Origin of the sequence: Variovorax sp. RKNM96, from assembly GCF_017161115.1 — a bacterium.
GTDB lineage: Bacteria > Pseudomonadota > Gammaproteobacteria > Burkholderiales > Burkholderiaceae_C > Variovorax.
Window position 1 is genome coordinate 4,856,215 of the sequence record NZ_CP046508.1, and the last position, 20,525, is coordinate 4,876,739.

General features: G+C 67.5%; 17 protein-coding genes. 9 read left to right on the forward strand and 8 right to left on the reverse strand.

Translation table 11 applies throughout. From position 1 onward, the window contains the following. Positions 1–71: 71 nt before the first annotated feature. The 4 genes from GNX71_RS22505 to GNX71_RS22520 all read right to left on the reverse strand — a co-directional run bounded on the left by GNX71_RS22505 (position 72) and on the right by GNX71_RS22520 (position 10,358). Positions 72–1,571, reverse strand: a complete 1,500-nt coding sequence (locus tag GNX71_RS22505; protein ID WP_206174474.1) for an efflux transporter outer membrane subunit — start codon at positions 1,569–1,571, stop codon at positions 72–74. A 10-nt stretch (positions 1,572–1,581) separates the two neighbouring features. Next, entirely contained in the window at positions 1,582–4,854 is a 3,273-nt protein-coding gene (locus GNX71_RS22510; RefSeq protein ID WP_206174475.1) for an efflux RND transporter permease subunit, read from the reverse strand. A gap of 622 nt (positions 4,855–5,476) precedes the next feature. After that, positions 5,477–8,602 carry an efflux RND transporter permease subunit gene (locus tag GNX71_RS22515; RefSeq protein ID WP_206174476.1) on the reverse strand — a complete coding sequence of 1,042 codons (3,126 nt, stop codon included), beginning with the start codon at positions 8,600–8,602 and terminating at the stop codon, positions 5,477–5,479. Between the two features lie 136 nt (positions 8,603–8,738). Beyond that, positions 8,739–10,358 carry an efflux RND transporter periplasmic adaptor subunit gene (locus GNX71_RS22520; protein WP_206174477.1) on the reverse strand — a complete coding sequence of 540 codons (1,620 nt, stop codon included), beginning with the start codon at positions 10,356–10,358 and terminating at the stop codon, positions 8,739–8,741. Between the two features lie 238 nt (positions 10,359–10,596). On the opposite strand from GNX71_RS22520, the gene GNX71_RS22525 reads away from it, so the two are divergent. The 5 genes from GNX71_RS22525 to GNX71_RS22545 are packed head-to-tail and all read left to right on the forward strand — an operon-like array spanning position 10,597 to position 14,340. After that, positions 10,597–11,118 (forward strand): DUF6622 family protein, encoded by a 522-nt coding sequence (locus GNX71_RS22525; RefSeq protein ID WP_206174478.1) that lies wholly within the window; start codon positions 10,597–10,599, stop codon positions 11,116–11,118. Between the two features lie 45 nt (positions 11,119–11,163). After that, entirely contained in the window at positions 11,164–12,111 is a 948-nt protein-coding gene (locus GNX71_RS22530) for a sterol desaturase family protein (RefSeq protein WP_206174479.1), read from the forward strand. Beyond that, positions 12,108–12,404, forward strand: a complete 297-nt coding sequence (locus tag GNX71_RS22535) for a 2TM domain-containing protein (protein ID WP_206174480.1) — start codon at positions 12,108–12,110, stop codon at positions 12,402–12,404. Before GNX71_RS22530 ends, GNX71_RS22535 begins: the two co-directional genes overlap by 4 nt. Further along, entirely contained in the window at positions 12,401–13,477 is a 1,077-nt protein-coding gene (locus tag GNX71_RS22540; RefSeq protein ID WP_206174481.1) for a histidine kinase, read from the forward strand. Before GNX71_RS22535 ends, GNX71_RS22540 begins: the two co-directional genes overlap by 4 nt. A gap of 17 nt (positions 13,478–13,494) precedes the next feature. Then, positions 13,495–14,340 carry a LytTR family DNA-binding domain-containing protein gene (locus tag GNX71_RS22545; RefSeq protein WP_206174482.1) on the forward strand — a complete coding sequence of 282 codons (846 nt, stop codon included), beginning with the start codon at positions 13,495–13,497 and terminating at the stop codon, positions 14,338–14,340. An 81-nt stretch (positions 14,341–14,421) separates the two neighbouring features. Here GNX71_RS22545 and GNX71_RS22550 read toward each other — a convergent pair whose 3' ends face one another. Further along, positions 14,422–14,778 carry a hypothetical protein gene (locus GNX71_RS22550; RefSeq protein WP_206174483.1) on the reverse strand — a complete coding sequence of 119 codons (357 nt, stop codon included), beginning with the start codon at positions 14,776–14,778 and terminating at the stop codon, positions 14,422–14,424. A gap of 147 nt (positions 14,779–14,925) precedes the next feature. Between GNX71_RS22550 and GNX71_RS22555 the strand changes: the two genes are divergently transcribed. Continuing rightward, positions 14,926–16,740, forward strand: coding sequence for a glutamine--tRNA ligase/YqeY domain fusion protein (locus GNX71_RS22555; RefSeq protein ID WP_206174484.1), 1,815 nt, complete (start codon positions 14,926–14,928; stop codon positions 16,738–16,740). 57 nt (positions 16,741–16,797) lie between these two features. Here GNX71_RS22555 and GNX71_RS22560 read toward each other — a convergent pair whose 3' ends face one another. Further along, on the reverse strand, positions 16,798–17,100 hold the full coding sequence (locus GNX71_RS22560) for a hypothetical protein (RefSeq protein WP_206174485.1): 303 nt from the start codon (positions 17,098–17,100) through the stop codon (positions 16,798–16,800). Positions 17,101–17,245: 145 nt separating this feature from the next. Here GNX71_RS22560 and GNX71_RS22565 point away from each other — a divergent pair, with 145 nt between their 5' ends. Genes GNX71_RS22565 through GNX71_RS22575 form a run of 3 tightly spaced genes read left to right on the forward strand, consistent with a single transcriptional unit; the run spans position 17,246 to position 19,113 of the window. Further along, complete coding sequence (locus GNX71_RS22565) at positions 17,246–17,794, forward strand: pseudouridine synthase (RefSeq protein WP_042581728.1); 549 nt, start codon at positions 17,246–17,248, stop codon at positions 17,792–17,794. Between the two features lie 45 nt (positions 17,795–17,839). Beyond that, a complete protein-coding gene (locus tag GNX71_RS22570) occupies positions 17,840–18,757 on the forward strand; it encodes a M23 family metallopeptidase (protein ID WP_206174486.1) in 918 nt (305 codons plus the stop codon). Between the two features lie 29 nt (positions 18,758–18,786). Next, positions 18,787–19,113, forward strand: a complete 327-nt coding sequence (locus GNX71_RS22575; RefSeq protein WP_206174487.1) for a hypothetical protein — start codon at positions 18,787–18,789, stop codon at positions 19,111–19,113. On the opposite strand, the gene GNX71_RS22580 is transcribed toward GNX71_RS22575, so the two are convergent. Continuing rightward, positions 19,103–19,516: a hypothetical protein gene (locus GNX71_RS22580; RefSeq protein WP_241027023.1), complete on the reverse strand. Its 414-nt coding sequence runs from the start codon at positions 19,514–19,516 to the stop codon at positions 19,103–19,105. The two genes, GNX71_RS22575 and GNX71_RS22580, sit on opposite strands and share 11 nt — an antisense overlap. Positions 19,517–19,521: 5 nt before the next feature. After that, positions 19,522–20,457 (reverse strand): succinylglutamate desuccinylase/aspartoacylase family protein, encoded by a 936-nt coding sequence (locus tag GNX71_RS22585; protein WP_206174488.1) that lies wholly within the window; start codon positions 20,455–20,457, stop codon positions 19,522–19,524. Positions 20,458–20,525 lie beyond the last annotated feature (68 nt).

Consider the following 20,525-nt stretch of genomic DNA (forward strand, 5'->3'; position numbering starts at 1 on the left):
CCGCGCACGCGGTGAGGCCGACTGGATGGGCAGCACGATGCCCATCCGCGAAACCGCCCTCCCCGTCTTTCCTATTGCGCGCGAGGGACGGCGGGTTGTTGTTGCGCCGTGGCCGCGGTGCCGTCCGGGTTGTTCATCCAGCCGGCCTGCCAGCCACCGCCCATCGCCTGGATGAGCGCGATCGCCGAAGCCTGGCGGTTGACCTGCAACTGCACCAGCGCACGCCGCGCGCTCAGTGCGGCCGCCTGCGCCGTCACCACGTCGGTGTAGCTCACCTGCGCCGCGCGGTAGCGGTTGAGCAACTGCTGCTCGGTCTTGTCGGCCGCCGCCGAGGCCTCGCGGCGCAGGCCTTCCTGCTGCGCGAGCGTGGCGCCGGTCGTCAACTGGTCTTCCACCGCCTGGAATGCGTTAAGCACCGTCTGGCGGTAGCGCGCCACGGAGGCTTCATGGCCGGCCTTGGCGGCATCGACGCTGGCGCCGATCGCGCCCGCATCGAACACCACCTGCGCCACCGAGAAGCCGAGCGACCAGAGCGTGTTGGCCGAGCTGAACAGGTCCTTCACGCGGCTCGCGTTGCTGCTGCCGACCGATGCCGTGAGCGGGATGTTCGGGAAGTACGCGGCGCGCGCAATGCCGATCTGCGCATTGGCGGAGGCCACCGAGCGCTCCGCCGCCGCGATGTCGGGGCGCCGCTGCAGCAGCGTCGAGGGCACGCCGGTCGGGATGCCGGGCACCGTGGGTGTCCAGGTCGCGGCGGGCAGCGTGAAGTCGGCGGGCGCCACGCCCACCAGCATCGCGATGGCGTGCTCCAGCGTGGCGCGCGTGCGGGTCAGGCCCACGCGGTCGGCCTTGGCGTTGACGAGCTGCGTCTGCGCCTGCAGCACGTCGGTCTGCGCGGCGATGCCGGCAGCGTAGCGGTTGCTGGTGATCTCGAACGCGCGCTGGTAGCCCGCGATGGTTTCGTCGAGCAGCACGATCTCGGCATCGGCCTCGCGCAGCGAGAAGTAGTTGGTCGCGAGGTCGCCAATGGCCGAGAGCCGCGCCGCCGCGAGGTCGGCTTCGCTCGCCTGCGCATTGGCCTGCGCGCTGCTCACCGCTTCGCGCAGGCGCCCCCAGACGTCGGGCGTCCAGCTCGCATTCAGCGAGGCGGAGAAACTGTTCGACGGGCTGGCCGTGTCGCTGTTGCTGTTCACGTTGCCGCTGCGGCGCCCGCTGCCGCTGAACGACACCGAGGGAAACAGCGCCGCGCGCTCGCCGCGCACCAGTGCCTGGGCCTGCGTGTAGTTGGCCACGGCGGCGGCGATGTTCTGGTTCGACACCTGCACGCGGCCAGCCAGCTCGTCGAGCGTGGGGTCGGCGAAAAGCTTCCACCATTCGCCGCGGTCCAGCGCATCGGCCGGCGCAGCGGGCAGCCAGCCTTCGGCGGTCTGCTGCTCCTTCCACGCGGTGGACGCCGCGGAGGTCGGCACCTGGTAGGCCGGCCCGACCGCGCAACCCGTGAGCAGCGCAGCAAGCGCGAGCGACGTGAGCGCGAAGCGGTTCGGGCGAAGGGGAAAAAGCAATGCGTTCATGGTGTTGTTCTCAAGCGGGCGTGGCACGGCTCAATTCATGTTCGTTCTTGCCACGGCGGCGAAGCTTGTCGAGCAGGAGATAGACCACCGGCGTTGTCAGCAAGGTGAGCAACTGGCTCGCGATCAGCCCGCCGATGATGGCCACGCCCAGTGGCCGGCGCAACTCCGCGCCCTCGCCGAAACCGATGGCCAGCGGCAGTGCGCCGAGCGCGGCCGCCAGCGTGGTCATCAGGATGGGCCTAAAGCGCAGCAGGCAGGCCTCGCGCACCGCCTCGAGCGGCGTGAGCCCGCGCGAACGCTCGGCCTCCAGTGCGAAGTCGATGATCAGGATGGCGTTCTTCTTCACGATGCCGATCAGGAGGAACACGCCGATCAGCGCAATGATCGAGAACTCCATGCGGAACATCAGCAGCGCCAGCACCGCGCCCACGCCCGCCGAAGGCAGCGTCGACAGCACGGTGATCGGATGCACCAGGCTTTCGTAAAGGATGCCCAGCACGATGTAGATCACCACCAGCGCGGCCAGGATCAGCATCACCTGCTGGCTCTGCGACTGCTGCGCGCTGGCCGCGGTGCCGGCGAATGCGCCGCGCACGTTGGTGGGCATAGCGATGTTGGCCTCGGCCTTGGCGATGGCCTCGCGCGCATCGCCCAGGTTCGCGCCCTCGGCGAGGTTGAACGAGATCGTGGTTGCGAGTTCGCCGTCGTCGTGGCTCACCGAGGTGGCGACGGACTGCTCCTCGAACTTGGCCACCGCCGACAGCGGCACCAGCGTGGTCGGCGTGTTGCTCAGCACATTGCCGGTCGATGCGCCGCGCAGGCCCGCATTGGCCGAGACCGGCACCGTCGTGCTCGCGGGCGTGGCGGTCGATGCGGCCCCGCCGGTGGTCGAGGTAGTGGTGGTTGTGGCCGCCACCTGCGTGGTCACCGTCTGCCCGCCGATCACCGACGTACGGGTGGCCGGCACATACACGTCGCTCAGCGAATTAGGGCTGCGCGTGTAGCGCGGCGCCCATTCCATCACCACGTGGTACTGGTTGAGCTCGGTGTAGATGGTCGCCACCTGCCGCTGGCCGAAGGCGTTGTAGAGCGCGTTGTCGATAGCTGTGGATGTGAGGCCGAGACGACGCGCGCTGTCCGGGTCGACCTTGGCCACCGTCTCCACGCCGTTCTGGTCCTGGTCGGTGTCCACGTCGGTGAGCAAGGGCTGCAGCTTCAGTTCGTCGGACAGCTTCGTGGCCCAGGTGCGCAGATCGGCCAGGTTGTCGCTCTTGAGCGTGTACTGGTAGGTGGAGTTGCTCGAGCGCCCGCCCGAGCGCACGTCCTGCACGGTGCCGAGGAACACGCGCAGGCCCGTCACTTCGTTGAGCTGGGGCCGAAGCCGCGCGATCACGGCCAGGCCGCTCTCGGTGCGCTGGTTGGCCGGCTTCAGGTTGACGAACATGAAGCCGCCGCCCGCGCGCGAGCCGCCGGTGAAGCCGATCACGGTGTCGACCGCCGGGTCCTTGCGGATGATGTCGATCACTTGCCGCAGTTTTTCGGCCAGCGCCTGCGAAGAAATGCTCTGGTCTGCGCGGAGGCCCCCGTTGAGCTGGCCGCTGTCCTGCTGCGGGAAGAAGCCCTTGGGCACCGCGCTGAAGAGGTAGACGTTCAGCCCCACCACCGCCACCAGGATGAGCATGACCAGCGCCTTGCTGTCGAGCGCCCAGTCGAGGCTGTACTCGTAGCGCTTGAGCACCCAGTCGTAGCTGCGCGCGGCCATGCGCCCGAGGCGCCCTTGCGGCTTGTTCTTGTCGTGCTCGCCGCCGCGCTTGAGCAACCAGGCGCACATCATCGGCGTGGTGGTGAGCGAGATGACCAGCGAGATCATCACCGCCGCCGACAGCGTGATCGCGAACTCGCGGAACAGCCGCCCCACCTGCCCGCCCATGAAGAGCAGCGGAATGAACACCGCCACCAGCGACACGCTGATCGACAGCACGGTGAAGCCCACCTCCTTGGCCCCGAGCAGCGCCGCCTTCATGCGCGACATGCCCGACTCGATGTGCCGGCTGGTGTTCTCCAGCACCACGATCGCATCGTCCACCACGAAGCCGGTCGCCACCGTGAGCGCCATCAGGCTCAGGTTGTTGAGGCTGAAGCCCAGCAGGTACATCACCCCGAAGGTGCCCAGGAGCGCCGCGATAGTGGCCACGGCCGGCACGATGGTCGCGCGCACGCTGCGAAGGAAGAGGCTCACCACCAGCACCACCAGCAGCACCGAGATGACCAGCGTCGCCTCGACCTCGTGCAGCGAACTGCGGATGGAGTTGGTGCTGTCCGAGGCGACCTGCAGCGTCACGTCGGGCGGCAGTTGCGCCTGCAGCTCGGGCAGCAACGCGCGCACGCTGTCCACGGTCTCGATGATGTTGGCCGAGGGCTGCCGCGTGATGAGGATGATGATCGCCGGCTCGCCGTTGAAGAGCCCGAGCGTGCGCGTGTCTTCCACGCCGTCGATCACCTCGGCCACGTCCTGCAGCCGCACCGCCGCGCCGTTGCGCCATGCCACCACCATCGAGGCGTAGTCGCTCGCGCGCAGGGCCGGTGTCTGCGTGTAGATCTGGAGCTTCCGGCCATCGCCCTGAACCATGCCCTTGGGGCGGTTGGCGTTGGAGGCCTGGATGGCGGCGCGCACGTCCTCAGTGCTGATGCCGTAGCGGTTGAGTGCGAACGGCAAGAGTTCGATGCGCACGGCGGGGAGCGAGCCGCCGCCGATTTCGACGTCGCCTACGCCGTCTACTTGCGAGAGGCGCTGGCTGACGATGTTCGAGACGGCGTCGTAGATCTGGCCTGGGGTCTTTGTCTTTGACGTGAGGGCCAGGATGATGACTGGCGAGGCTGCGGGGTTGGCCTTGCGGTAGGTCGGGTTGCTTCTGAGGGTCGCTGGCAGATCGACGCGGCTCGCGTTGATGGCGGCCTGCACTTCTCTGGCGGCGCCGTCGATGTTGCGGCTCAGGTCGAACTGGAGGGTTACTCGGGAGGAGCCCACCGAGCTTGTGGACGTCATTTCGTTGACGCCTGCGATTGTTCCCAGGTGGCGTTCCAGGGGCGTTGCCACGCTGGTTGCCATCGTTTCGGGGCTGGCTCCGGGGATCGAGGCTCTTACTGAGATGACTGGGTAGTCGACCTGGGGGAGCGGCGAGACCGGGAGGACGAAGAACGCGGCTATGCCTGCCAAGGCGATGCCGATGGTCAGCAGGACTGTGCCTATGGGTCTTCTGACGAAGGGTAGCGACAAGTTCATCGCTTGCTCCCTCGCGGAGGACGGAGGCCGGGTCTCGCCCCGGCGGGCGACTTACTTTCTTTTGCTTCGCCAAAAGAACGTAAGCAAAGAAAAGGCGACCCCACTGTCTGCGACCCCTTCGCTGCGCTACGGGGCAACCTGCGGTGCTCGCGTTTCGCGGGGTCCGCAGAACTCGCTTCGCTCAAACAGCTGCGGCCCTGATCCGCGAAACGCTCCGCTCCTCGGCGCAGCCAGAGGGGGGTGGAGACAACACGAGCCTTTGCTTCGCTCGGCACGAAGGGCTGACACGCGGAGCGTGTCAGCCTGGTATTGGCTGTTGTATTGGCTGTTGGTATTGCGAAGCCGAGCGCAGCGATGGCGTGTTTCTTTAAATCCCTTCTGGCTGCGCCGAGGAGCGCAGCGTTTCGCGGATCAGGGATCGCAGCTGTTTGAGCGAAGCGAGTTCTGCGAGACCCCGCGAAACGCGAGCACCGCAGGTTGCCCGCAGCGAAGCGGAGGGACGCAGACAGCAGGGTCGCCTTTCTTTTGCCTACTTTTCTTTGGCGAAGCAAAGAAAAGTAGGTCGCCTGCCGGGGCGAGACCCGGCCTCGGAAAGAAAACAATGAACAGGAGGAAAAACGGATCAAGCCGCTTCCTCCTCGATCACCGCCCGCCGCGCGCTCCCCCCACCCAGCCGATCAAACGCCAGATAGATAACAGGCGTAGTGAACAGAGTCAGCAGCTGACTGACGATCAACCCGCCAAAGATCGCAAGCCCAAGCGGCCGCCGCAACTCAGCCCCTTCGCCAAAGCTCAACATCAGAGGCACAGCCGCAAACAGAGCAGCCAGCGTCGTCATCAAGATTGGCCGAAACCGCAGCAAAGCCGCTTGGTGAATCGCCTCCCGAGGCGACTTCCCTTCCGTCCGCTCAGCATCGATAGCAAAGTCGATCATCATGATCGCGTTCTTCTTCACGATGCCGATCAGCAGAATGATCCCGATGATCCCGATCACCCCCAGGTCATTCCCCGTGATCATCAACGCCAGCAGAGCCCCAACACCAGCGGAAGGCAGCGTAGACAAGATAGTCAGCGGATGCACATAGCTCTCGTACAGCACCCCCAGCACGATGTACACGCAAACAACCGCCGCCAGAATCAGCCACAACTGATTCGACAGCGACCGCTCGTAAGCCCCCGAAGCCCCAAGGAAGGTCATCGTCACGCTCCCCGGCATCCCGATTTCCTTGGCCGCCGCCCGAATCGCATCGACCGACTGCCCGAGCGACACACCCGGCGCCGTGTCGAAGTTCAGCGTGCTCGCCGGGTACTGCGCCACGTGCGTGATCTGCAACGGCGCCTGCTGCTCCGAGATATCGGCAATCGCGGCCAGCGGCGTGGCGGTGCCCGAACCGGCGATCAGGTTCAGTTGCCCCAGCGTCTGCGGCGTGTTCACCATGCCGGGCCGCGCTTCGAGAATCACGCGGTACTGGTTCGTCTCCGTGAAGATGGTCGACACGATGCGCTGCCCGAACGCGCTGTAGAGCGCATCGTCCACCGTGCTCGCGGTGATCGAGAGGCGCGCCGCAGTGTCGCGGTTCACGTTGACGAACGCGGCCAGGCCCTGCGCACCGGCATCGCTGCTCACGTTGCGCACCTTGTCCGACTCCTGCAGCTTCGCCACCAGCTTCTTCATCCACTCGGTGATGAGCGCGCTGTTCACGCCTTCGAGCGACACGCGGTATTCGGTCGGGCCGGTCTCGGCGTCGATGGTCAGGTCCTGCGTGGGCTGCAGGTACAGCGTGACGCCGGCTACCTCGCGCACCCGGTCGCGCAGCCGGTCCATCACTTCCTGCTGGCTGTCGTGGCTGCCCTTCAGATTGATGAGCATGCTGCCGGTGTGCAGCATGGTGTTGTTGGCGGCGTCCACGCCGACAAAAGAGCTGAGGTTCTCCACGTCCGGGTCGTCGAGGATCGCGCGGGCCGCCTGCTGCTGCAGCTGCGCCATGCGGTCGAACGACACGTCCTGCGCAGCCTGGATGCGGCCCTGCAGCTGGCCGGTGTCCTGCGTGGGGAACAGGCCCTTGGGAATCGTGAGGTACAGCACCACCGTGAGCACCATGGTGAGCAGCGCGACCAAGAGCGTGAGCGGCTGGTGGTCGATCACCCAGTGCAGCGAGCGGTCGTAGCGCACCATCACGCCGTCGAAGAAACGCTGCGCGCGCGCGCCGAAGCCCGTGCCGCCGGGCTCTTTCTTCGGTTCATGCTTGAGCCAGCGCGCCGACATCATCGGCACCAGCGTGAGCGACACCACCGCCGAGATCAGGATGGTGATGGCCAGCGTCACCGCGAACTCGCGGAACAGGCGCCCCACCACGTCGCCCATGAAGAGCAGCGGAATCAGCACCGCGATCAGCGACACCGTGAGAGAGATGATGGTGAAGCCGATCTGCGTCGCGCCCTTGAAGGCGGCCTGCAAAGGCTTTTCGCCCTCCTCGATGTAGCGGGCAATGTTCTCGATCATCACGATCGCGTCGTCCACCACGAAGCCGGTGGCGATGGTCAGCGCCATCAGGCTCAGGTTGTTGAGGCTGTAGCCCAGCAGGTACATGAGCCCCAGCGTGCCGACGAGCGAGATCGGCACCGCGATGCTCGCGATGACGGTGGCGCGCAGGCTGCCGAGGAACGCGAAGATCACCAGCACCACCAGCACCACGGCCAGCACCAGTTCCATCTCGACGTGCTGCACCGAGGCGCGGATGCCCGCGGTGCGGTCGCTCAGCACCTCGATCTTCAGGCCCGCCGGAAAGCCCGCCTGCAGCTCGGGCAGTTGCTTCTTGATGGCATTGACGGTCGCGATCACGTTCGCGCCGGGCTGGCGCTGCACGTTCAGGATGATGGCGGGGGTGAGCTTGCCTTCGCCGCCCTCGGCCGTCTTCGTGCCGGCCCAGGCGCCCAGTTGCGTGTTCTCGGCGCTGTTGACCACCTGCGCCACATCGACCATGCGGATCGGCGCACCGTTCTTGTAGCTGACGATGAGGTTCTTGTAGTCCTCGACCGTGAGCAGCTGGTCGTTCGAGTTGATGGTGTAGGCGCGCTTGGGGCCGTCGAAGCTGCCCTTGGCGCCGTTGGAATTGGCCGCGCTGATGGCGGTGCGCAGCGTGTCCAGGCCGATGCCGTTGGCCGCGAGCGCCTGCGTGTTGGCCTGGATGCGCACGGCCGGGCGCTGCCCGCCGCTGAGCGACACCAGCCCCACGCCCGAGACCTGGCTGATCTTCTGCGCGAGCCGGGTGTTCACGAGGTTCTGCACCTCGGTGAGCGGCAGCGTGTCGGAGGTGATGGCCAGCGTGAGCACCGGCGCATCGGCCGGGTTGACCTTGGCGTACACCGGCGGCGCCGGCAGGTCGGCCGGCAGCAGCGAGCCGCCGGCGTTGATGGCGGCCTGCACTTCCTGCTCGGCGACGTCGAGCGTTTGGCCCAGCGAGAACTGCAGCGTGACGATCGACACGCCCGCCGCGCTGGTCGAGCTCATGCGGTCGAGGCCCGACATCTGGCCGAACTGGCGCTCCAGCGGGGCGGTGACGGTGTTGCTCATCACCTCGGGGCTGGCCCCGGGGTAGAGCGTCTGCACCTGGATGGTCGGGTAGTCGACCTGCGGCAATGCCGACAGCGGCAGGAAGCGGAACCCGACCATGCCGGCCAGCACGATGGCGACCATCAGCAGCGAGGTCGCCACCGGTCGCAGGATGAAGGGGCGTGAGGGACTCATGGTCTTGCTCCTTCCCCTTCCGGGGGAAGGTTGGGATGGGGGCAAGCGGCGTCAACCACGCCATGGCTGTTCAACGGCCGCCGTGCCCCCACCCTGACCCTCCCCCAGCGGGGGAGGGAAAAGTCCGCCCACGCGCTCATTCCGTTTTTCCCTGACGTTCCGACATGCGCTGCCAGCGCTCCAGCGCCGCCGGGTCGCCCTTGTCGAGCGCTTCGAGGAAACGCTTGCGGCGTTCGAGCTGTTCGGGGTTGTCCTTCACCGAATCGAGCATGCGCTGGCGCTGTTCGGCGGTGGGGAGCTTGGCGGCGGCCGTGGTTGCAGGCGCAGGCGCCGGCGCCGCGGCAGCTGGCGGCGTGGCGGCTGCACCAGCAGGTGCGCCTGCCGTTGCCGGCGCGGTCGTTGCAGCAGCAGGCGCCTGGCCTCCCGCCCTCGCGCCGCCGCCCTGCCTGCGCCGGTGGGCACCCGATGCGGCGCCGGCAGGCGGCGTGGCCGGCCGGTCGGCCTGGGTCTGCACCCGCGCACCGTCCTTGAGCCGGTCGCCGCCTTCGGTCACGACCTGCTCGCCGGCCTTCAGGCCCGACATGACCGCCACGTTGTCCACGCTCGATTCGCCGCGCGTCACCGGGCGCTGCGAGACGGTGTTGTCTTCGTTGATCACATACACGTAGTCGCCGTTGGGCCCGTGGCGCAGCGCCGTCACCGGCACCACCACCGCACTGCTCACGGTGCGCAGCAGGAGCCGCAGGTTGACGAACTGGTTCGGGAACAGCGCGCCATCGGCGTTCGAGAAGCGCGCCTTCGACTTGACGGTGCCGGTCTGCGTGTCGACCAGGTTGTCGAGCGTGGAGAACATGCCCTTGGCGAGCTGGCGCGTGCGGGTGCGGTCGAAGGCCGTGGCCTCGAGCTGCGCGCCCTGTGCAAGGCGCTCCTGCACCTCGGGCACGCGGTCCTGCGGCACGGAGAACTCGACGTCGATGGGCGCGATCTGCGTGATGACCGCCACGCCGCCGGTGGTGCCGGTCGAGATGTAGTTGCCTGCGTCCACCGGCCGCAGGCCGATGCGCCCGCTCACCGGCGCGGTGATGCGGCTCCAGGTGAGGTTGAGCCGGGCCGTGCCTTCGTTGGCGCGGTCGATGGCGACCGTGCCTTCGAGCTGCTTGACCAGCGCGGCCTGCGTGTCGACATCCTGCCGGGCAATGGAGTCCTGTCCGAGCAGCGTCTGGTAGCGCTGCAGCGTGACGCGCGCCGCGGCCAGCTGGGCCTCGTCACGCTGGCGCGCACCTGCCGCCTGCGCCAGTGCGTTCTGGAAAGGCGCCGGGTCGATGGTGGCGAGCACGTCGCCCTTCTTGACCATCTGCCCTTCCTTGAAGAGCACCTCGGTGAGCACGCCCGACACCTGAGGCTGCACCGTGACATTCGCCAGCGGGGTGACGGTGCCCAGCGCCTCGAGCTGCACCGGAATGTCGGCCTGCCGCGCCGTGGCGACACCGACGGTGTTGGAGGCCGCGCCGCCACCACCGCCCCGCCCACCGGGCCCGCCACCGCCCTGCCGGCCGCCACCACCACCTGGGCCACCCGCGCCGCCGGGCCCGGCTGCCGGCGTCTTCGAACGCTGGATCAGGTACCAGGCACCGCCACCCAGCGCCACGAGCAGCGCCAGGGTCAGCAGCCACCCCAGCCACCGGCGCCTGCGTGCCGGTGGGTGTGTCGGCGACACGATGGGCGGCAGGGGCTCGGGGGGAGTTTTGGGGTCCATGGGATGCGTCGGGAGGTGCAGAGGTGCGGCCTAGAGTACAGCGCCGAATGGTAGTACCGCAGTTTGCTGTGCCGTAAAGCGGCGGTAAAGCTCGCGCCGGGCGCCTGCGGTTCACGCCGGCCGGATGCGGTTCGCGCCGTGTTCCTGCATTTCGTCGCATGGCGGTGGCCGGGAAGGGAGGGCGTCGGCACAGTTCGCCCATCGCTTTTCCACCCACCGCTTTCACCGGAGAACCACCATGCTGCTGCAGATCCTTCTTCACACGCCCAAGTGGGTGTTCGCCGTCTTCGTGCTGCTCGTCTGGCTCGGCGCCAAGCAGTTGCTGTCGAACAGCGTGAGCCTCAGCCGCGTCACGCTAATGCCCATCCTCATGGGCGGCCTGTCGGTCTTCGGCGTGATCTCGGCCTTTGGCGATTCGCTCGGCGCCCTGCTGGGCTGGGCGGCGGCTGCGGCGGTGCTGATCGCGCTGGTGCTGCAGCGTCCCCTGCCGGCCACCACCCGCTACGACGCGGTGGGCCGCCAGTTCCACGTGGCCGGCAGCGCCGTGCCGCTCTCGCTCATGATGGGCATCTTCTTCACCAAGTACGTCGTGGGCGTGGCGCTGGCCATGCACCCCGAACTGCGCCATCAGGCGAGCTTCGCCATCGCCCTTCCCATGCTGTACGGCGCCTTCAGCGGCATCTTCGCGGCCCGCGCGGTGCGCCTGTGGAGGCTGGCCATCGCCACCGACGCTGTCGCCACCGGCGTCCGCGCGGCCTAAGATTCGAGCCCCAGCCCCGCGCGTCCAGCCCAGCCAGGAACCGCCATGACCGTGCTCTTTCTGCTCCTCAAGATCTCCGTCACGGTGGTGCTGGTCGCCTCGATCCTGGAAGCGCTGGTGCTCTCCTGGCGCAACGGCTGGGCGAGCTACGACTGGAAGGCGGCCGGCGTCTCGGTGTTCGACTTCCTGGTGCGCGAATACCCGCTGCGCTGGCTGCTGCCGTTGGCCTTCTGGACCGGCGCGATGGACTGGTTCTGGAACCACCGCTTCTTCACCCTGCCGATGGACCACTGGAGCGGCTGGGTCGCCTGCTTCATCGGCCAGGAGTTCTGCTACTACTGGTACCACCGCGCGGCCCACCGGGTGCGCTGGTTCTGGTGCACCCACGCCATCCACCATTCGCCGAACCAGCTGAACCTGTCGGCCGCCTACCGCTTCGGCTGGACCGGCAGGCTCACCGGCACGCTGATCTTCTTCATGCTGGCGCCGCTCCTGGGCATGCCGCCCAAGGTGATCCTGCTGATGCTCACGCTGAACCTGCTGTACCAGTTCTGGATTCACGCGACATGGATTCCGCGCCTCGGGCCGCTCGAATGGGTGCTCAACACGCCCTCGGCCCACCGCGTGCACCACGCCTCGAACCTCGAATACCTGGACGGCAACTACGGCGGCGTGCTGACCGTGTTCGACCGCCTCTTCGGCACCTACATTCCCGAGCGCGCCGACCTGCCGTGCAGCTACGGGCTGGTGAACCCGATCACCTCGCACAACATCCTGGAGATCGAGTTCACCCACTGGCGAGCGCTGCTGCGCGACCTGCGCTCGGCGCGCTCGGTGCGGGCCTTCGTGGGCTACCTCATCATGCCGCCGGGCTGGCGGCCCGATGGGCCCGGCGACACCACCGAGGAACTGCGCCAGCGTGCGGCCCTGCAGCCCGCAACGCCGCCCCCGGCACCCGATTTCATTCCCGTTCAAATCAAGGAGTTGTCATGAACACCACCACCTCCAACGCTTCGCAGCCCAATCTCGAAAAGCTCGCCCGCCGCCGCGCCGGCGCCAAGATGGGCTGGTACATCCATGCTTTCGTCTACGTGCTCGTCAACCTCGGGCTGGTCGCCCTGTCGGCTGCCAACGGCCGCACCTGGGCGATGTATCCGCTGATGGGCTGGGGCCTGGGCCTGCTCATCCACGGTGCGGTGGTCTGGTTCCTCGCACCCGGCGGCGGCTTCTACGACAGGCTGGTGGCGCGCGAGCGCCGCGCGCTGGGCGACAGGGAGCGTGGGTGACTCCTGAAGCGCAGCCGCGGTTTCGTGCGGAGAACTTCCGCAACATGCTGCGGCATGGCCTGATGACCGTCGCCTTCTGCTGCTTCATCGCTTCGGCGCTGGCCATTTCGGGCAACGGCAGCTGGTCATCGCAGATGGTGTATTCGCTGTCGACCGGAACGATCAGCTGGCTCGTCATCGACAGCGGCCGGTTGCTGATGAGCGGCCACAAGGAAGTGCTCTGGCCGCATGGCTGGCGGGGCTACGTGCTCGTGGCGCTGGGTGTCACTGTCGGCTTTCTGTGCGGCAACGCCATCGGCGACGCCTTCGTCGGCGCACCGCCGCTCGAGTTCCTCAGCTTCGCCGCGCGCAAGACGATTTCGACCATCGTCATCACCCTGGTTGCCACGATCAGCATGTGCTACTTCTTCTTCAGCCTCGGCAAGAGCAGGCACATGCAGAGCCAGATCGAACTGGCGCAGCGCAACGCCACCGAGGCGCGGCTCAAGCTGCTGGAGACGCAGCTCGAGCCGCACATGCTGTTCAACACGCTGGCGAACCTGCGGGTGCTGATCACCGTCGACCCGCCGCGCGCGGTGGCGATGCTCGACCGCCTCAACAGCTACCTGCGCATGACGCTCAGCGGCTCGCGCACGCTGGCCCATCCGCTCTCGGCCGAGTTCGACCGGCTGGGCGACTACCTCGAACTGATGTCGGTGCGCATGGGCGAGCGCCTGCGCTACACGCTCGATCTGCCCGAGGACCTGCGCGACGTTCCCGTGCCGCCGCTGCTCTTGCAGCCGCTGGTGGAGAACAGCATCCGCCATGGACTCGAGCCCAAGGTCGAGGGCGGCGAGATCGCCGTGCGTGCGCGCAGGAACGGCGACCGGCTGGTCATCGAAGTGAGCGACACCGGCGTCGGGCTCGACGCGGCGCTGCCCTCGCAAGAAGGCGGCAGCGGCTTCGGGCTCGAGCAGGTGCGCGAGCGCCTGGCCACCGTGTTCGGCGAACGAAGCGAAATGCGCCTTGCGCCGGCACCGGCCGGCGGCACCTGCGCCACGCTGAGCTTTCCGCTGCCCACGGCGGCCTCATGAATGCGACGACAACCACGATGAACGCCACCGCCCTGATTGCCGAAGACGAACCCCTTCTCGCGCAAGCCCTCAAGGCCGAGCTGGCCGCCGCATGGCCCGGCTTGCAGATCGTCGCCACCGCCGGCGACGGCCGCAGCGCGGTGCGCGAGGCGCTGCGCCTCTTGCCGCAGGTGCTGTTCTTCGACATCCGCATGCCCGGCCTCGACGGCTTGGGCGCCGCCGCCGAACTGGCCGACAGCTGGCCCACCGACGAAGCGCCGATGCCGCAGCTGGTGTTCGTCACCGCCTACGACGAATACGCCGCGCGCGCCTTCGAGGCAGAGGCCATCGACTACGTGCTCAAGCCCGTGCAGCCCGAGCGGCTGCGCAAGACCGTGGCGCGGCTGCAGCAGGCGCTGGCGGCGCAGCAGCAGCCTTCGCCATCGACCTCCCCCGCCGTGGCCGGCGACGCGCTCGAGCAGACCCTTGCGCAGTGGCGCCAGGTGCTCACCGCGGCCGGCGCCGGTGCGACCCCGCCCACCCCGGCATCGGCACCGCTGCGCATGATTGCCGCCAGCGATGCCGGCGGCAGCACGGTGCGCATGGTGCCCATCGACGAGGTGCTGTATTTCGAAGCGGCCGACAAGTACCTCCGCGTGCTCACCGCCACGCACGAGTACCTGATCCGCACGCCGCTCAAGCAGCTGCTGACCCAGCTCGACGCCGACACCTTCTGGCAGGTGCACCGTGCGGTGGTGGTGCGCAGCGCGGCCATCGAGTCGGTGCACCGCGACGAAGCCGGCAAGCTGCACCTCACGCTGCGCGGGCGGGCCGAGAAGATTCCGGTCAGCCGGCTCTACGCGCACCTGTTTCGCGCGATGTGAAATTCACCCGGCGAGCGCCCACGAAAAAGCCGGCCCTTTCGGGGCCGGCTTTTTTCATTCAGTCACGATTCGCGTGGCGAATTAGCGCCAGTGGCCATGACGGTGACCGTAGCCACCACGGTAGTACCCACCGCCGTAGTAGCGGGGACCGTAGTAGGCCGGCGGGCCGTAGTAGACCGGGGCCGGACGGTAATACACAGGCGGCGGCGGACGGTAGTAGACCGGCGGCGGTGCGTAGTACACGGGGGCCGGCGGCGCGTAGACCGGGGCCGGGTAGTAGGCGGGACCGCCCACGCCGACCGCCACGCCCGGCACGCCGACACCGATCGACCAGCTCACATCGCTGCGAGCGCTGGCCGAAGTGGCTGCGAACAATGCACCGGCTGCCACGACGCCCGCGGCAGCCCATTTGAAGAAGGTGGAACGTGTGAGGCTCATGATGTTGACTCCTTGTTTCGGGGGCTCTGTCCGGGTGTGGACCGCCCATGTGTGTATTGAACGCGGCAATTGCAAACGGGGTGCACCGGCCATTGTGAAGAACGTTGCCAAAGGTAACCCATAGGGGGTGCCCTCTAGAATGAGGCAATGACCTCCCCGACCGACAAAAACGGCGCCAAAACGACCGCTGCACCGAGCAATTTCCTGCGTCACGTGATCGAGAACGACCTCGCACAGGGCGCGTATTCTGGCCGCAAATGGGGCGGCTCCCCGGGCAACGCCGCCCACCATGCCCAGGGCATGACCGACCCCGCCAAGGTGCGCCTTCGCTTTCCGCCCGAACCCAACGGCTACCTGCACATCGGCCACGCCAAGAGCATCTGGCTCAACTTCGAACTGGCCCGCGAATACGGCGGCGTGAGCCACCTGCGCTTCGACGACACCAACCCCGAAAAAGAAGAGCAGGAATACGTCGATTCCATCCGCGACGCGGTCAAGTGGCTCGGCTACGAGACCTACCTCGCCGACCGCCCCAGCGCCCCCGGCACCCTGCAGCCGCACGAGTACTTCGCGAGCAACTACTTCGACTTCATGTACGAAGCGGCCGAATACCTCATCGGTGCGGGCCTCGCCTATGTGGACGAGCAGACCCCCGAAGAAATGCGCGCCAACCGCGGCGACTTCACCACGCCCGGCACCGACAGCCCCTTCCGCAGCCGCACACCCGAAGAGAACCTCTCGCGCTTTCGCGAAATGCGCGACGGCAAGCTCGATGACGGCGCCGCCATCCTGCGCGCCAAGATCGACATGGCGAGCCCCAACATCAACATGCGCGACCCGGCGCTCTACCGCATCCGCCGGGCCACGCACCACAACACCGGCGACAAGTGGTGCATCTACCCGATGTACACCTATGCGCACCCGATCGAAGACGCGCTGGAGCAGATCACCCATTCGATCTGCACGCTCGAATTCGAAGACCAGCGCCCCTTCTACGACTGGCTGCTCGACCGCCTGGCCGAAGGCGGTCTCATCGCGAGCCCGCATCCGCGCCAGTACGAATTCGCGCGCCTCAATGTCACGCACGTGATGACCAGCAAGCGCAAGCTGCGCCAGCTGGTCGAAGAAGGCCACGTCGACGGCTGGGACGACCCCCGCATGCCCACCATCGCGGGCCTGCGCCGCCGCGGCTACACGCCCGAGGCGCTGCGCCTGTTCTGCGAGCGCAGCGGCACCACCAAGTCGGGCGGCTGGATCGACTACGCCAGCCTCGAAGCCGCGCTGCGCGACAGCCTCGACCCGATCGCCCCGCGCGCCATGGCCGTGCTCGACCCGGTCAAGCTGGTCATCACGAACTGGGGCGACCTCATGGGCGGCGACGATGTGCTCGACGACTGCTCCGCCCCCGTGCACCCGCACCACCCCGAGATGGGCAAGCGCGAATTCAAGCTCGGCCGCGAGGTGTGGATCGAGAGCACCGACTACGAGGACGTGCAGCCCAAGGGCTTCTTCCGCCTCTTCCCGGGCAACAAGGTGCGGCTGAAGTACGGCCACGTCATCGAATGCACCGGCGCCACACGGGATGCCAACGGCAAGCTCGTCGAAGTGCAGGCCACGCTGGTGCCGGACACCAAGAGCGGCACGCCCGGCGCGGATGCGATCAAGGTGAAGGGGAACATCACCTGGGTGGCTGCGGCGGATGCGGTGCAGGCCGAGGTGCGGCTGTACGAGCGGCTGTTTGCGGCGGCGAATCCGGGGAGCGGGGAGCTGCTGGATGAACTGAACAAGCAGAGCCTGGAGATCTGCTCGGCGTACGTGGAGCCGTCATTGGCAAAGGCGGATGCCGGTGTGGGGATTCAGTTCGAGCGGCATGGGTACTTCGTGGTGGATACGAAGACCGATGCGCCCGGCAAGCGGGTGTTCAACCGGGCTGCGGGGATGCGGGACAGCTGGGGCAAGTAACTCGCCCCCTTCTCATCCGCACAAAGCCGGGCTCTTCAAGGGCCCGGCTTTTTTCATTCATTCGGGCCGCTTGTAGACCACGCCCAGCACCGCGCTGTTTTCGTCCGTCGTGCACACCGCCGAGCGGCCTTGCGGGCCGACCTTCAGGTTGATCGTGTAGACGCCGTCGCGCGGCGTGGAGCCGCTGTCCACCACGATGCTGCCCGCCGGAACGCGCAGTTCGCGCGCCGCTGCAGTCACGCAGTTCTTGACGCTCGCATCGGGCGCTCCGCCCACGCGCAACGAAGTGCTGCTGCACGCGGTCGCCACGACGCCCGCAGCCACCGTCCAAGCCAATTTGTTGAAACTTCGCATCGTCATTTCCGGCTCCGTGTTGTTCAGCTGTCGAAGTAGATTGGAAGCCGCGTGAAAACGTTCGCGTTGCAGGACGGCCGCGCGATTTCATGTGGCCCGTCGCCTCCGCCTGACGGCCGGCGTCCGCAGACCCGGGCTATCCTGTGCATTCATGAATTTCCCGAGCCCTTCCCGCCTCATCCGCTTCAACAAGCCCTACGGCGTCCTCAGCCAGTTCACCCCCGAGGGCCGCTGGCGCGGGCTGAAAGACTTCATCGACATCCCCGACGTCTACGTCGCCGGCCGCCTCGATGCCGACAGCGAAGGCCTGCTGCTCCTTACCAACGACGGCCAGCTTCAGGCGCGTATTGCCGATCCGCGCTTCAAGATGGAGAAGACCTATTGGGTGCAGGTGGAAGGCGTACCGACCGAGGAGGCGCTCGCCGCGCTGCGCCAGGGCGTCCAACTCAACGACGGCCTCACGCGCCCTGCCCGCGCGCGTCTGCTCGATCCGCCGCCCGATGTGTGGCCGCGCCAACCGCCGATTCGCGAGCGCAAGAGCATTCCAACCGCATGGCTGGAACTGGCGATCAGCGAAGGCCGCAACCGCCAGGTGCGGCGCATGACCGCCGCTGTCGGGCTGCCCACGCTTCGCCTGATCCGCGCCGCCATCGGGCCGCACACGCTCGATGGGTTGGCACCCGGCACGTGGCGCGAGTAACGCGGGCAGCGCGATGTCACAGCACTTCTTTCATTTGATCTCCTCATGCACTACAACATCCGAACCACCTCACCCGACCGCCTCACGTCCGCACTGAATCGCCGCCACGCATTGCTTGGCACACTGGGCCTGCTCGCGCTGCCCGCAACACACGCCGTCGCTGCTGCGCCTGCGAAGTCGAAGCAGACGCAGAAGCACCCCGACGTCTGGCCGCACGCATCCCAGGTGCCGGGCGGCGTGGCGCGCCTGTCGCTCGGCCCGAGCGCCAAGCGCCCGGCCGCCTTCGCGGGCGACGTACCCTTGCTCGTGCTGGGCGACGCCATCGAATGGACAGCGCTGGTCGGCATCCCCCTCGCAGCCACACCCGGCGACGCGAGCATCACGGTGCGCGCCGAGAACGGCAGCGAACGACAGGTCGCCTACACGATCACTGACAAGCAATACCGCGAGCAGCGCCTGACCGTGGCGCCGCGCACAGTCGATCTCTCGCCCGAGGACGAAGCGCGCTACGTGCGCGAACGCGATCACTTGACCGGCGTGATGGCCACGCTCACCGACCTGCGGCCCGATGCCGTGCTGCAGATGCGCGTGCCCGTGCCGGGTCGCCGCTCCAGTTCGTTCGGCCTGCGCCGCGTGTTCAACGGGCAGTCGCGCAATCCGCACAGCGGGATGGACATCGCCGCCGGCACGGGCACGCCGGTGCTGGCGCCGCTGCCGGGCCGGGTGATCGATACGGGGGACTATTTCTTCAACGGCGGCACGGTGTGGCTCGACCATGGGGGCGGGCTGCTGACGATGTACTGCCATCTGAGCCGGGTGGATGTGAAGGTGGGGGATGTGTTGAAGACAGGCGAGCCGTTGGCTGCAGTGGGCGCCACTGGACGCGTGACTGGGCCACACCTTCACTGGTCCGTGATGTTGAACCGCGCGATGGTGGACCCGGCGCTGTTCATCGCGACCTGAAACGAGTCAACACCGGCGGAGCGCTGACCATGACCGAAAGCAAGCCCCTCTTCACCGAAGCCTGCCTTGACGCCACATTCGCCCGCGCCACCCGCCGCGAAACCCTCACCCTCCTCAACACCCGCCTGCACCCCGCCCTGCAGAAAATCCTCGCCGCCGAAGTCGCCTCAGGCAATCGCGTCGTCGATGTCGGCATCGACTGGCCCGACGCAGGCTCGGTGCACGTCACCCTGCACAACCACTTCGACAATCGCCACGCAAACGCCGAAGCCGTCTTCAGCCTCTGCGACGACCCGCATTACTGGCACGCCGACTACAGCACTACGGCCAAACCGACGCACCTGCTCATCTGCTGACCGTCCTCTTCGGCCACGGCCACAACGATGTGCTCCACGCGATGAGCGCCAGCAGCGCCACCTGAACCGGCAGCCGCACCACCAGCGCCCAATACGGCACGCTCGCAAAGAGCTCCGGCCGCTGCAGCATGTAGAAATGCGCGGGCGTCACGGCCAGGGTCAGAAGGATGAGCCCGATGCCCGCAGCGCGCCGCGTCGGGCGCCACAGCAGCCCGGCCGCACCCAGCAGTTCGAACACGCCGCTCACCAGCACGGCCGCGCGCGGCCAGGGGATGTACGGCGGCACGATGCGCATCTCCGCCTCGGTCGCCAAGAAGTGCGCGACGCCGCCGAGGGCGAACCACAGGAAAACGAAGGCGATGCCTGCCACGCGCCAGCGGCTCATGGCGGGCGAATCGGTCATTCGCCTCAGATCGGCTTGGTCAGATACACCGCCTCGCGCCCCACGATCACGCGCTGCGCGGGCATGAAGATCGTGCAGTCGTCGCATGGCGCGCGGATCTCGTCCGGGCCGTTGGTGGCGATCAGCTCGCCCTTGGCAAAGGTCTCGAAGCCGATCAGCGGCCGCACGAACGCGAAGTCCTCCGACTTGATGACGTGCGTCTGCAGCAGCTGAAAGCGGCGCTGCGGCGCGGGTGCGGGCGTGGCCGGGTCCTTGTCGACGAGCCCGAAGTACGCGAGGAAGTCATAGGTGACCGCGGTGGCCAGCACCGACGCCGAGCGCAGGAAGTGCTGGCCGCACTCGACCACCATCGCCACGCCCTTGCCGTCCGGGCCGCCGTGGCTGCCGTACTGGATCAGCGGCGTGCCCGAGCCCAGGCCGTCGGGCATCACGAGGTGCACCGACGGGCGGCCGATGGCCAGCGCCACCTCGGCGTTGCGTTCGAACGCCGGGTAGACCCAGAACGGCACGACGGGTTGGCTGGTCGAGTGGATGTCCAGGATGTGATCGGCGGCGTCCACCACCGGCCGCAGCACGCGCGCGCGGCGCAGCTCGGGGCTGTCCTCGCCGCCGTCCAGCCATTCGGGCGACCAGATGCGGTTGAGGTTGTGCACGATCTGGCGGCTGTCGTACGGGGACTCCTCCTTGAACGACTCGTAGGCGTCGATGTTGGCGAAGGCCACGGTGAGCGTGCCGATCTTCGGGCGCACGCCGTTGTCCAGCAGGTGGGTGGCGGCGGTCATGCCGCAGATTTCGTTGCCGTGCGTCAGCGCGTTGATCAGCACGTGCGGGCCGGGCTTGCCAGACTCGAAGCGGTGCACGTAGTCGATGCCGATGTTGCCTTGGCGGTAGGCGGAGAGGTCGCGGGGGAGGACTTCGAGGGCGGGGGGAGATTGGGTCATGGGGCTGTTGGCGTGGAAGCGATGCGGTCCGGCGAGTTTGCTACAGCCGACAAATCCGCGCTTCGAGC

Bases quoted from the DNA above. Each gene is read 5' to 3' on its own strand.
- GNX71_RS22505 (WP_206174474.1), bottom strand. From the start codon at position 1,571: ATGAACGCATTGCTTTTTCCCCTTCGCCCGAACCGCTTCGCGCTCACG.
- GNX71_RS22510 (WP_206174475.1), bottom strand. From the start codon at position 4,854: ATGAACTTGTCGCTACCCTTCGTCAGAAGACCCATAGGCACAGTCCTG.
- GNX71_RS22515 (WP_206174476.1), bottom strand. From the start codon at position 8,602: ATGAGTCCCTCACGCCCCTTCATCCTGCGACCGGTGGCGACCTCGCTG.
- GNX71_RS22520 (WP_206174477.1), bottom strand. From the start codon at position 10,358: ATGGACCCCAAAACTCCCCCCGAGCCCCTGCCGCCCATCGTGTCGCCG.
- GNX71_RS22525 (WP_206174478.1), top strand. From the start codon at position 10,597: ATGCTGCTGCAGATCCTTCTTCACACGCCCAAGTGGGTGTTCGCCGTC.
- GNX71_RS22530 (WP_206174479.1), top strand. From the start codon at position 11,164: ATGACCGTGCTCTTTCTGCTCCTCAAGATCTCCGTCACGGTGGTGCTG.
- GNX71_RS22535 (WP_206174480.1), top strand. From the start codon at position 12,108: ATGAACACCACCACCTCCAACGCTTCGCAGCCCAATCTCGAAAAGCTC.
- GNX71_RS22545 (WP_206174482.1), top strand. From the start codon at position 13,495: ATGAACGCCACCGCCCTGATTGCCGAAGACGAACCCCTTCTCGCGCAA.
- GNX71_RS22550 (WP_206174483.1), bottom strand. From the start codon at position 14,778: ATGAGCCTCACACGTTCCACCTTCTTCAAATGGGCTGCCGCGGGCGTC.
- GNX71_RS22555 (WP_206174484.1), top strand. From the start codon at position 14,926: ATGACCTCCCCGACCGACAAAAACGGCGCCAAAACGACCGCTGCACCG.
- GNX71_RS22560 (WP_206174485.1), bottom strand. From the start codon at position 17,100: ATGACGATGCGAAGTTTCAACAAATTGGCTTGGACGGTGGCTGCGGGC.
- GNX71_RS22565 (WP_042581728.1), top strand. From the start codon at position 17,246: ATGAATTTCCCGAGCCCTTCCCGCCTCATCCGCTTCAACAAGCCCTAC.
- GNX71_RS22570 (WP_206174486.1), top strand. From the start codon at position 17,840: ATGCACTACAACATCCGAACCACCTCACCCGACCGCCTCACGTCCGCA.
- GNX71_RS22575 (WP_206174487.1), top strand. From the start codon at position 18,787: ATGACCGAAAGCAAGCCCCTCTTCACCGAAGCCTGCCTTGACGCCACA.
- GNX71_RS22580 (WP_241027023.1), bottom strand. From the start codon at position 19,516: ATGACCGATTCGCCCGCCATGAGCCGCTGGCGCGTGGCAGGCATCGCC.
- GNX71_RS22585 (WP_206174488.1), bottom strand. From the start codon at position 20,457: ATGACCCAATCTCCCCCCGCCCTCGAAGTCCTCCCCCGCGACCTCTCC.